The 12,407-nt window shown below is 61.2% G+C and carries 9 protein-coding genes and 2 pseudogenes; 3 read left to right on the top strand and 8 right to left on the bottom strand.

Annotated features, from left to right (window positions below; all coding sequences use genetic code 11):
* Window positions 1–1,410: RCC1 domain-containing protein (locus L0B83_RS16975; protein WP_234759734.1), on the top strand; the 1,410-nt coding region annotated here is incomplete at its 5' end.
* Window positions 1,411–2,947: 1,537 nt separating this feature from the next.
* Here the strand turns inward: L0B83_RS16975 and L0B83_RS16980 are convergent.
* From L0B83_RS16980 to L0B83_RS17015, 8 genes and pseudogenes are all read right to left on the bottom strand, one after another.
* Window positions 2,948–3,544, bottom strand: coding sequence for a PIN domain-containing protein (locus L0B83_RS16980; RefSeq protein WP_268821049.1), 597 nt, complete (start codon window positions 3,542–3,544; stop codon window positions 2,948–2,950).
* Entirely contained in the window at window positions 3,504–3,959 is a 456-nt protein-coding gene (locus L0B83_RS16985) for a helix-turn-helix domain-containing protein (protein WP_234759736.1), read from the bottom strand. The genes L0B83_RS16980 and L0B83_RS16985 overlap by 41 nt, the downstream gene beginning before the upstream one ends.
* Before the next feature lie 201 nt (window positions 3,960–4,160).
* Window positions 4,161–4,964, bottom strand: a complete 804-nt coding sequence (locus L0B83_RS16990) for a nuclease-related domain-containing protein (protein WP_372461212.1) — start codon at window positions 4,962–4,964, stop codon at window positions 4,161–4,163.
* A gap of 267 nt (window positions 4,965–5,231) precedes the next feature.
* Window positions 5,232–5,654: a hypothetical protein gene (locus L0B83_RS16995; RefSeq protein WP_234759738.1), complete on the bottom strand. Its 423-nt coding sequence runs from the start codon at window positions 5,652–5,654 to the stop codon at window positions 5,232–5,234.
* Window positions 5,655–6,164: 510 nt separating this feature from the next.
* Window positions 6,165–6,581: pseudogene (locus tag L0B83_RS17000) on the bottom strand (ATP-binding protein); the annotation flags it as partial.
* A gap of 39 nt (window positions 6,582–6,620) precedes the next feature.
* Window positions 6,621–7,846: pseudogene (gene istA / locus L0B83_RS17005) on the bottom strand (IS21 family transposase).
* 129 nt (window positions 7,847–7,975) lie between these two features.
* Entirely contained in the window at window positions 7,976–8,242 is a 267-nt protein-coding gene (locus L0B83_RS17010; RefSeq protein WP_234759739.1) for a hypothetical protein, read from the bottom strand.
* Window positions 8,243–8,489: 247 nt separating this feature from the next.
* Complete coding sequence (locus L0B83_RS17015) at window positions 8,490–8,930, bottom strand: hypothetical protein (RefSeq protein ID WP_234759740.1); 441 nt, start codon at window positions 8,928–8,930, stop codon at window positions 8,490–8,492.
* A 2,021-nt stretch (window positions 8,931–10,951) separates the two neighbouring features.
* Here L0B83_RS17015 and L0B83_RS17020 point away from each other — a divergent pair.
* Window positions 10,952–11,185, top strand: coding sequence for a hypothetical protein (locus tag L0B83_RS17020; protein WP_234759741.1), 234 nt, complete (start codon window positions 10,952–10,954; stop codon window positions 11,183–11,185).
* 16 nt (window positions 11,186–11,201) lie between these two features.
* Window positions 11,202–12,107 (top strand): diacylglycerol/lipid kinase family protein, encoded by a 906-nt coding sequence (locus L0B83_RS17025; RefSeq protein WP_234759742.1) that lies wholly within the window; start codon window positions 11,202–11,204, stop codon window positions 12,105–12,107.
* Window positions 12,108–12,407: the final 300 nt, after the last annotated feature.

Below are 12,407 nucleotides of genomic sequence, written 5' to 3' on the forward strand. Positions count from 1 at the left end.
AAACGCATCGCCACCTACGACACCCCGCCCCCACCGCCTCCCACCACCACCGGCCCACTCACCATCACCACAACCAGCCTCCCCACCGCGACCACGGGCATCGCATACCGGGCAACCCTCACCGCAACAGGCGGCACCGGCCCCTACACCTGGGCCATCACCACAGGCACACTCCCCCCAGGCCTCACCCTCGAACCAACCAACGGAACCATCACCGGAGTGCCTACAAACGCAGGCACCAGCAACCTCACCATCACAACAACGGACAACGCAAGAACGGCCGCGGCTACAGGACTCGCCGTCACCGTGGCCCCCCCGCCGAATGCGAACGCGCTTACCAACATTGCCGCTGTTGTCGGCGGGTATGGCAACGCTTATGCCCTCAAGAACGACGGGACCGTCTGGTCCTGGGGAAACAATAACGGCGGCGCCCTCGGCGATGGGACGACAACCAGTCACACGCTGCCGGCACCGGTCCCCGGGTTGGCCAACGTGACGCAAGTAGCTGCAACGGGATCCGACACTTATGCGTTGGAATCGGATGGATCGCTTTGGGCCTGGGGATCCAACACTTTCGGGGAAATCGGCGATGGGACCACGACCCCGAGGCTCACCCCGGTCAAAGTCCTAGGACTTCCCCGTATCAAAGCGATCTACGCGGGCTCCGCAAACGCCTTGGCACAGGGAGCAGACGGCTCTGTGTGGGCCTGGGGCAAAAACGGGTTTGGGGAACTCGGCGACGGCACCACCGTTGACCGGCACCAGCCCGTTACACTGTCCCTTACTAACGTCAAAGCCTTGGCGGTCGGAGCCTACATGAACGGCTACGCCCTCAAGAACGACGGAACCGTGTGGGCCTGGGGCACCAATTACGCAGGCCAACTGGGCAACGGCACCGCCTCAGGCGGCTCTTATAACGGAACCCCCGCCCAGGTCCAAGGACTGACCGGAGTAACATCGATCGCCGCCGGCACCGGGTCAGCGTTCGCTATCAGGCAGGACGGCACCGTGTGGGCCTGGGGGGATAACAGTGTCGGACGACTAGGAGACGGGACAACCACTAACCGGGCCCTGCCCGTCCAACTCCCGGGCCTCTCCCAGGTCACGTCAATCGCCCCAGGAAGCTATGGAGACGTCTTCGCCATAAGGAGTGACAGGTCAGTTTGGGGTTGGGGCGCAAACGCCTACGGGGCGCTGTTCGACCCCCCCACCTCACCGACCCGCCTGCTGCCGGGCCCAATCCCAAGCCTGACCGGCGCTGTGTCGATCAGCGCGGGCGGCTACGCCAGCAGCTACCTGATCAAACAAGACGGAACCGCATGGGCCTGGGGATACAACTACGCAGGGCAACTGGGAGACGGGACAACCGTGGACCGCTACAAGCTCATCCCTATCGGGGCTCAAGGCTAACCGTACATCGACGAGACTGGGCGGACCCAGTGCCCTCCCAGAACTTTCATTCCGGATCCTCCAGCCGTGACCATCCACCGCGATCCCGCCACAGGAATCGTTCGCTATGCCTACGCCGGTCACGGGTTCGCCCATCTTGTAACCGCAGGCACCACCTATTTGGTGCTGGGCATTGGGTTCCTTATTGACTGGCTCCGCGGCAGAAAGTCCGCTACGGACACGATCCGCTGGCCACCCCTCAGCCGAAACTTGCAGTCAAGGCTGACCACAAAGGACTGGTCGATCGTGAGCTACAAAAAGTCCGGTAGCCGACCGGCTAACGGGCAGCCCTCCCGGGTGAGAGCGAGACACCTGAAGAACCACGGCCATTTATCTGGAGCGTTTGCCCTTAGAGATTTCAATTTCCTGACCTGACGGCCAGGTGGTGTACCCGAGCCGGCGTTCTGCACGGTAAGGATGATCCGGTTGCATCGAAGCCAGTAGGATCCGGCGGTCGGTCGAATGGGCTGTTGGGACCATTGCTCGCGGGCCACGACTCCTATCGAAAGCATTACTTATTCCTAATCCAGCCGATATGTCCCTCAGTTGCATGTGGGCACTCTAGGCCATCACGTGCTGCCAAGGCAGGCCTAGCCCGGCGCACGTCTGGCCGGTTCAAATGCCTAACTCCATGAGACAGGGGTCCGGAGAGACGCCCAGACACTCGTACTAGGACAGAACGAGCCCAGTGGGGTAAAGGATCGATGCTTACGAGCGCTGCCAGGCGGGTCCTGCACTGGAGGAGGCCAGGCTGACAAAACCCACGGCCCGGTTGCCAGAGCCAATCCATCAGCGGGCACCCGCCAGCCATGAACCGTGAACGACTGATGCAGCCGACGGGGCTCACAAGTCATGTCGCCCGAGCTGTCTGCCGCCATGAAAGACCAGGAGCCAACACAACCAGATCCCCAACAGAGCAAGGAGGGAGCCGGAGACAGGTAGAACGCCCCCAGCGGGAGCTAGAAAAAATACAATTTATCCCGAGCCAGAGACCCAAAAAGGGCCTCTGACATGGGAAAACGTGCCCAAGGTGGGACTCGAACCGGGTTCCAGACCCCGGAAACACAGGGAACTCCTGAAAACATGCCGAGTACGGCCCGATCCGGCACCGGTACGGCCGAGTCCGACGGCAAGGGTGTGCACATTGTGCACACACTCTTTTTCACCCCCACGCATCCAGCCGGTGAGCCCCAAGCAGTCCATCACGCAGGTCCCAGCATTCAGTCCCGCGCGAATCCCACGTAGCCCGGCAGGTGCAACGGCCCGCTCACATCTCATCAGTGGTCACCTCCTTCGAGCATTCATGGTTCCATGAACGAACCACTGCATGTCCGGTGGCCAGCCTGGTCACAGCCCACTAGCGGAGAGAGTCACGCAACGTCCATGCAGTTGGTGGCCCTTACCTTGGCCCGGTCCGGAAACGACTGCGGCCGTCCATGACCGAGTCACCTCCACGAGGAAACGCTGGTCGGGGCGCTGGACGAGAATGGTGTGCGTCTTACCTGCGAAGGGCTGACGCGATTTGAGGCATTCCCTCGGACTCGAGACGATCCAGGACATCGTCAACGCCCAGCGGTGGATTCCGGTAGGCCTCGGACATGTTGCGCACGACAACGTGGAGTTCCACCGCGTCCAAGTAGAACTGGTCCATGAGGAAATCATCGGGATGTTTGGCCTCAACACCCCAACGACCAAGCACTTCCGCCGGAAAATGCTTCAGATTGTTCGTCACGATTACTTGCGCTTGCACCTTCAACGCCGCAGCCATCACATGGGCATCCCCCGGGTCCGGGAGGCCCATGAAGACCTGTTCCAGAGGCTGGTAGTCATCGACGATGCAATCCGGCACCGCAGCGCACATCAGCTCCCGGGTCCGGGCAAGCTTCGCCGGGTCCAGGTCCGGCCGGTTCTGCTTGAGATTCCGGAAGGTCTCATCGAGGATGGCTTCGGTCCACCGGGCCCGAACCAACCCGGCCTGAGCAACCCGGATCAGCAGGTCACGGAGCATGCTTGGATACAAGACGTTGGCATCGTAAATGACAGTAAAAACCACCCTAGATAAGCCCCATGTCCTGACCCAGTGCCGAGAGCTCATCAGCGGCGTCCTTCTGAGCCACGGACGTGCGGCGCTTGTAAGCGTAGAGCGATTCGGCGAGGACCCGCCGGTGGGTACCGACTCTTCGATACTGGATTTCACGGGCCTCAAGGAGCCCCACCAGGTGCGGGCGCGATACATTCAGAATGTCCGCTGCCTGCTGCGTGGTCAGTTCGGCATTCATCGGAACCACCGTGACCCCTTGGCCCGCTGCCATCTTCCCAAGAATTCTTATCATCAGATCCGCCGCAGCCCGCGGCATCTCCAGCTCTCCCCCGTCGGTCACCTTCATTTCCACCGGCTGTTGCGGATCCGAGTGCGCCTCAACCGCACGACGCAGCGTCTTCAACGCCTCCCGCGCCAGTTCAGAATCATTCCCGTGAGGGTAGGCCGGGGTTGGTGTTTGAGTCGCCATCGTCGCATCCTCTCCTTGTCTGTATATATTTACCCTACTCTTCAAACGAAATAAACAGAACAGGCGCAATAAGCGAAAGGAGACGCTGGAGCCACGAAGAACCGAGCAGGACCGTGGTTCTGAACGCGGCGCCAGCCGCACTCCACACCAGAATGTCAGCGTGGGTTTCCCCAGTCAGGCGACGACCGTGATCCCGTTACTTCACGACGATCTGAACCGTGCGGCTACCTTTTCGCGGATAGCGGCGACATCAACGTCGCCCTCTGTTTCCTCTGCAAGTATTTTGGCTAGTCGTTTCGGCCAAAGGACGTGAATACTCCGAGTCGCGAACGAGCCCCCGGTCAGGGGCCAGTCAGCTTCGACGAAGCACAGCGCCCCGGTGACCGGCCAATCCCCGACGACGTCGCGTACGAGCCCGACCTGTTTGAGCACGCCATCGACCAGCTTCGTACAGTCGCGCCCGCCCACGAGGAGCTTCTCGACGCGTGGCCGCAAGATACTGCCCTCGATCTTCAGCTCGGGTCGGCCCGGGTACCGCTTCGTGTCGATCACCCAGATCCCCTTGCGGGTTATGGCGATATGGTCGATATTCGCCTTCGAACCAGGGATCCGGCGGTCATGAAGAACCGCGAGACGACCGTGGGCCGCGGAGTCAAGCCTGGCCCCGAGACGTTCCTCTCCGACCGCACCCCGCTCCCACGCTTTGGTGCTTTGCCGCTCGTCACTGAGCGCAACGGCAAGGCCGCCCAACCGACCCCATTTCCCGCGGAGTTTCTCCTCATCCTTGGCCTTGCGGCGCTCGTACTCACGTCGCGCCGACGCCCCGGCAATTCCGGACTCCGCCGGCGATGAATCCTCGCCTAGTGGTTCGGGAGCCGGTGACATCACCTCGGAGACACAAGTCAAGCAACGGACCGTCTTCGTTTCGGTTTCGTAGACCGCCTCGGTGCCGGGCGCAAGAGAGGCGCCGCACAATCGCCATACCCCGGCGTATCGGAGCCTCATCTGCTTCATGAGGACAGGGACCAGATCCCCGGCAGGATCCTGCCGGCATTCGGCTTTCGCACCGCCTGGAAACAGGACACCCTGATCTTGACCGAGAATATGGCGCCCGGTTCAGGGATCACGGTGCCCCGGCCGGATCTGCATGTCTGCATGATCCATTCCTTACCCTCAGAGGGGATATTCGGGCGACCGGATCGCCCCGGCTCGCTGATTTCACGACAACGACACGCCACTGCAAGCCCGGGGCATCCCTGCCCGGAGTGTCTCCTATGGGTTGTAAGCGGGCGGAACGTCATATGCGGTGGTCCATGGGAGAAGCGTTGGTGCGGGGTGCGGCCCGGCGGATAGCCAGTCGTTGCTGATCTCGGTGGCCTTCGCGGCGTGCAGAACGAGCTGGGCGGCGAGGGCGGAACCGGTGACTCTAGCGTACGCGAGGGCGGTTTCCCCGACGGTCTCGGCGTGTTCCAGAAGCGGCAACAGATGTGCGGAGGTGACGTTGCTAAGCTCACCGATGGGTGCGCCATTGAGCCGGACTTCGACAAAGGGACGCTCCGTACCGTTCTTGAGAGTGTGGATCGCCTTGCGGAGGCTGACTAGCAGGAGACCGACCCCGTCCGGAGGCACATGGTTGAAAAGGACGTCGAAATGGTCCTCTTCCTTCAGACCTGAATCGCGATCCCCACGGTACAAGAGTGGTGACTCCCGTCGGGGCATCGTTCAGCGGCGCGATCAGCCCCGGCTCAGGCAGGGCGACGGTGACCCGGGCTTGAAGGCGATCACCGGCGTCGTACGCCCAAATACGAGCCGTCGTCGTCACAGCAAGCCCGCTCGCAATAATTCGCCTGATAGGTTGCCCATAGCGGATCGCATCTTGACGACTGATGTCACGGGTGCGCCGAAGTCGTTTCGGTTCGCCGTAAGAGGCGATCAGGCCGAAGATATTGCAGCAACCTCGATCAGCATGTCTACGCTTTCAAATGCATCGGCATACTCCCGCGCCAAACCTGATGTGGAAACGCCCTGACAAGGCGAAACACGCAAAAGTTGGACCGGATAGCCACTCGTTCTTCATGCCTCGTCCCGGATACACCCAGGCATAGCTCGGGACGTGGGCGAATCCCATCAAACCCCATGTTGACGACGGTCCAGAAGTGCACCAGTTTCGACGGTGAAGAAGTGCACCAGTGGGTGGTCGTTAGTTTAGCGGTTCTGATTGATGTTCCGGGTTCGGAAGGACTTGCCGTCAAGGGCGATGACGTCGGCGTGATGAACGATCCTGTCGATGGTCGCGGCTGCGACGACGTCGTCCGAGAGGGCTTCGCCCCAGCGTGCGAAGGGCAGGTTGCTGGCCAGGATCAGGGCTCGCTGTTCGTAGCGGGCGCTGATGAGCTGGAAGAACAAGTTTGCCGAGTCAGGGTCGAAAGGCAGGTACCCGAGCTCGTCCAGTATGAGGAGCCTGTAACGGCGGAGCCGTTTCAGTTCCTGCGGAGGTGTTCCGCTCTCGTGGGCAGCGGCGAGCCGGCGGACCCAGTTTGTAGCTGAGTCAAAGAGCACCGAATGCCCGGCCTGGGCAGCCTTGACGCCCAGGGGAATGGCCAGATGGGTGATTTCAGGTCCCGTGGGGGTCATGACCGTTTCTTGTGGTGGTGTCATTTGTCAGTACCGGTGTCCTTGCTCGGTGGGTTGGGCCAGATCGATATTGAAGAGCGTGTCGTAGTCGGCCAGGTTTCTCATCGGCACGATGACCTCGGAGGCGGTGTTCCGTGATCTGGGACGTTCGCCCAGTTGTGCGCGCAGAGTCCCGGCGATGTGAAGGTGTTCCGGATCGGTGATGGTGCCGCGCTGGCCCCAGGAACGCTCATGCGAGGCCAGCAGCCTCGGGCCCAGATGCGCGGTCACTGTGGCCAGGTCGGCCCGAATATCGATGAGGCGGCCGATCGCGGACGGATCCACGGAATAGTCGTTGCTCAGCACCCTGACGTAGTAGTCCCGGCCCAGACGGATCCGGGTCTGGAACCCGAAATGCGGGTGCAGCGCTGGGATCGGGCGCATCCGTGCCAGATCTTTGTCCAGCAGCTCGCACGGCCTGGCACCGGTGGCACGGACGACCCGCTCGTTGGCGATCGGCAGCCAGTCCGCCAGCTGGGCGTTGAAGTCCTGCCCTGAGCTAAACGCACGCCCGGGCAGGAAGGATTCCTTCAGGTACCGCTTGGCCCGTTCGACCATTCCCTTGGTCTCCGGATCATAGGGCTTGGTCTGCCAGATCCTGGTCCCCAAAGTCCCTGCCAGCGTGTGGGTCGGGCGAGTCAAGGCGTTGCGCCGTCCGATGCCGGCCTCGTTGTCCCAGACAAGGGTCTTCGGCGCCCCGCCCAGACCCTTCAGCAGCCTCAACATGCCAGCGGTCAGGTCCTCCGTGGTGCGGGTCGGTATCGCCATGGCCATGATCCAGCGCGAGTACCCGCAAACCATCGTCAGCACCGGCGGCGCCGATAGAACCTCCGGCCCGACCGGGGGGATCTTCGGCGGGAACCACAGGTCACACTGGATGATCTCACCGGGCGCATACGAGGTCCGGTCCACCGGATCCACGGGTTTGTATTCCGGCCGGATCGCGGCGGCCCTTCCCCGAACCAAGACTCACCACCATCCCAATGGACCCGCTCCGCGATCACGGACGCCAGCATCCGCGGATACGGAGCCAACAGCTCCCTGACCCGCGGCTCGAAGTCATCAAAGACCGATGCACGCCGGGGCGAACGGAATTGCGGCGGAACGGCCGCAGCCAGGGCCCGTTGGACCGTTCTTCGGGTACAACCAAGCCGCAAAGCAATCTGCCGCGACGATGGTTTCTCGACGAGGGCAAGTCTCCGGATCTCAGCCAATCATGCACAGTCATCACTCCCAAAGCGTAGGAAGTGGTACACTTCTTCACCGTCGAAACTGGTGCACTTCTAAAGCGTCGTCAACACACCGGCCCGGGGTTTGGCGGCCGGTTGCGCGGGGCCTGGGGTTTAGGGCTGTACAGAGTCGAAGAACCGGTAGGTCGGCTGTGCCGGAGACGGCTCCTTCTGGCGTGTTTTGGATCGGATGAAATCGATGTTTTCCTGTGACAGGACAGTTTCGCCGTGACTATCTGAATCAGCGCCTTCGCCGGATTCGGCATTTATTTCTGCCGAGATGGTCCGGGGCAGAATCACACAACCAGGATGGTCGATAAGCCACTGCTTGCTGGCCGGGGACAGCCGGTGCCAGTGCTTCTCAAGGTGCATGGAAGTCATTGTTTCCTTTGCGGTTTTGGGTTCGTGTGGGACTGCAAGTAGGCGCGCGCATGCGTCCGGAGCTTCCAGAATTTGGCCGCGTAACGGGCCTGATGGTTGCCCTGTGGCGATGGTGCCTCCTCGTCCCTCCAAGTATGTGCCGAGGAAGCACGCTGATCACTATCGTCAGCGGCCCCGCTGGTCCACTCCGGCCCGGAAGACAACACAAGGGTTCCTACTGTCGTCTCCCCGGTCCTTGGTACGGGTGTTAGTCGAAATGGACTTCGGCCGCCGATTGACGGATAGCTTCGAGTCGTTGTTCCTCAAGCAGCCCCAAGGCCGCCAGTTCTTCAGACCTGTGGACGCGCTCGGCTTCGGCCTGCACGGAAATGTCGCTCAGGATCGTACCGACAAGGTGGGCAAGTCCTGACTTAAGTTCCTGCAAATTGGTGTTGGTGATCAGGAGGCGGCGGTCAGAGACTCGCAGTTCGACGCCGCTGTATCCTTCCTCCGCCAAGCGCCGGGTGACGCTCTTGTCATGCAACAAATCGAGTTCCCGGGGCTGGGGCCTGCGGGAGAAAACCGCAGGGACGGTGTACCGGGAGGCGCCTCTGGCCGTGCCGAGGTCGTGAGGCAGGGCCGAGGCGAGAACGCCGCTGAGCGCAAGGCGCCCCTCAACATGGACAGGCTGTTCTTGGGTGGTGGTCATGGCATTGCGCCAACATTTCTTGAAGATGCACTGTGAGAACCGCAGAGACGGGCGGATCGACTGTGACTGGGGTTCAAGGAACCCGAAACCGGGCCCCATATAAGAGGAGGGCATAAGCCGGAGGGTCCGACCTGCGGAACAGAACGGTCAGGCCCGCCCTCGTTGTCCCAACTCATCACCACGTGTTCACTGCAGTGACGGGATCCCCCAGTCGCCGGTGTGCCGGTGGCTGACTCGGAGTTGGTTTCGTTGCTCGGGAGGCCGGATGTCCAGTCACAGCGTCCCGATCTTCTAACTGTACGCCCTCGTCGGCCACGAAAGGTGAAAACCCAAAAATCAATTTTGCCCCTGTCAAGCTCCGGCCAGACCCTGGCTACGCCCGTTCAAGAGGGCTACGCAGCCGATCAGGGGCTTGCTGTGCCCCCGGGGTCTATGAAGGCTATTCCTTATCGGCGGCCGCCCTTGACTAAACCGTGCTCTGTTGCCAAAGGAAATGCGAGATAGATGAGCCAAGGAGATAACCAGTTACGGGGGCAGGATCGATCTGAATCGGATCGAGACCGCTCAGTTACGCCTTGCCCACAGTTCCCGCAATGCCCTCAGCGTGTTGCAAGTCCATGTGCTGTGAGGTAAGTGCGCCACCACTGCAGGCACTCGTCCGCCAGTTCCAACGCATCGACCCTATCGGTCGGGTCCTCGCTTAAGCGGATACTTGGCCCTGGAGTTGTCATGGATCACCGCGACCTGAACCCTTGCCGAGGTGCGTTGGTTGCCGGTAGTCGCCACCGCCCGGCACCGGCGCATGCAGGGCACGCTAGTCTCGATGGCCTTCAGGTCATTGTCGAAGGGAACCGTGTCATCGGTCATGATCCAGTCCCGAAGGTTACAGCACAGGATGAACAAGACCATCATGTCTGCCTCCAGGGTTTCCGGATCTGAACCCCTCATAGCCGTTCACGATTTTCGTCCGTGTGCGCTCATTGCATCCCATAAGTCGGTCCAGACCGGGGCCCGTATTCGTTCGCCACGTCCGAGGCGGCTTCCGCCCCGCTGGCCTCGTCAGTCTTCGGAGTTTCCGGAGGTTCGGGTTGGCTGCCGCTTCCGGCGCCTGACATTGACATTCGCTGAGACTATCCCGCGCACTGTCTGACTGACTACATCACCAATACCCACCTTGATCTCACAGCAGCCTGCTGCCGTTGTGACAGTCTCCCATGATCCTCAACTGCTCGCGTTTCGACAACTGAATCAACAACCACACCTACCCCTCGTAAACAAGGAACTCGTCGCTCAAGGAGCCGGTTACCGCAAGATCGTAGAGTTCGTCAATGGCTTCGGCGTGTTGACAGTCCATTACCGGTCGGGCATCTGTGCAAAGCGACCAAGGGAAAGGAATTTGTCTCTGAGCCGGCGCACCGCGGTTCGGTGGTTGACCTCCAACTTCGTCGGACTTTCGCTGCGGAGGATCTTAGCGATTTCGGGCCCATTGGAGCCTGTTCCTTATCGCCGACCGCCGGGTCTGGTCATCATTTTGGATGGCGGCAAGCTTATCGGCGTCTATTCCTCAGCCCGGACATTGCTGACGGCTCCTTCTGATTCAGCGGCTTGATGCTGTTTATTCTTCTGACGCGCTTCACGAAGGTGAGCGCCCAGCTTCTCTTCCGATTTCCGCCGACGTTGCCCGATGGTACGCATCGGCTCCGTACTTGTCGTCGACTGCCCGTGGTGATGCGGGGTTTGGCCCTGCTGGTCCTTGCTGTGTTGGTCACTCATAAGGGCATGGCCCCCACCGCCCCTGCTCTTCGGGAAGCCCAGATAGGAAGCCCGAAACATCCTCATCTTCCTGATGGCAGCTGCTGCGCCTGGCTTCGAACCTTTTGCCGCTAGTCATGTTTTCGATTTCCCCGTAGCAACTATCAGCTGCTTCTACCTTCACGCGACCGAGTCGGGATACCACGGATGTATTGTTGTGCTCGTAGAGTTGCCGCACGGCCCATCCAACGAAGCTGCGAGGTGCAGGTGTGAACGAGTATGAGGCTTCATTGATCATTAGGTCCGGAGCTGAGCAGCTGTCGGCGGCGTCTTCTGACCCCCGCTCAGAGGAAGGCTACGCGGCGGTCAAGCTCAATATCTCGGAAGCACTGGAGCGCATAGCGGAAGCTCTTGGCAACTTCGAAGCCAGTTCAGGAGCACCGCGCCATTCAACCGGCTGGGTTCAGGACCTTCGCCGCGTAGCGGACGACCTGAGGGAATGACAGGGCCGAAACGCCCATGACAGCGAATGGCCCTAACGGGGCGCCTGAAGCACGTTTTGACCGGATTGTGCTGGTCTTCAATCCCTGCAAGCCTGGTATGACCGCCAAGATTAACGAACTGCGACGGGAACTCTCCGCCGACACACTCGAGCTGCAGGTTGATTTACAGCCGACCGAATTCGCCGGGCACGCACGGGACCTTGCACGGACCGTCGCGGCCACAGGATCCCCGCTCATCGTTTCCGTCAGCGGCGACGGCGGGTACAACGAGGTTATCAACGGGGTAATGGACGTCCCGGGCAGCAAAGCGGTGTGCACCGTCGTCGCGGCAGGTAACGCCAACGACCACCACCGCAGCAAGCCCGCAAGACCGTTGCCCGATGCTGTCCGGGACCAGCCGGTCCGGCACATCGACCTTTTGCGCATAACGTTTGGAGAGGAGCAGCAGGTACAGGTTCACTACGCCCACTCCTACATCGGTTTCGGACTTACGCCCCTGATGGCGATCGGAATCGAGAACGGAGGGAAGGGCAAAATCCTCGAACTCCTGTCCGTCGCCCGCACGCTCTCCCACTTGAGCCCGTTCGAGATCGTCCGGGCAGACGGGGCCATCGCCCGCTTCGACAGCCTGATCCTGGCCAATATTTCGCGGATGGCCAAGTATGGGACGGTCAGCGAGTCGGCGGCCCCCGATGACGGCCGTTTCGAGGTTGTGACGCTCCCCCACTCCGGGCGCTGGAAGATGGCCCTGATGACTCTTCGGGCCGTGACGTTGGGACTCGGGAATCAGCCAAGCGTCAGCAGCTACGCATTCAGCACGCGTGACGCTGTTCCTTGCCAGATTGACGGCGAGGTTAGACATCTTCCCGCCGACACCCACGTTCTGGTGGAAAGCGTGAAAAGTGCCTTGGCGGTTCTCTGATCCTCGCGCCCTTGACATCTACTCAACGAGCCAGCCAGCACCCCGGAAATTTCCGGATGCCAGGACGTAGCCTCTGCCCAGCGTGCCGCAGCGGCCGCCCACGGTCTGCACGCCTTCGAGGACGCTCGAGGGCTCCGAGGCTGAGGTAGGCCGCGACCTGTATCGGTCAACGTCAGGAACCCTTCGGTTCCGCGACAGGAGCAATCATGACTGGCAAATCCCCCGCCAAACAGCATCCAAGAAATCCACCAAGGCCATCAAGGAAAAACGCGCCGACAAGAAGGCCCTCGCAGCACCCCC

The organism is Arthrobacter alkaliphilus, assembly GCF_021483235.1.
GTDB lineage: Bacteria > Actinomycetota > Actinomycetes > Actinomycetales > Micrococcaceae > Arthrobacter > Arthrobacter alkaliphilus.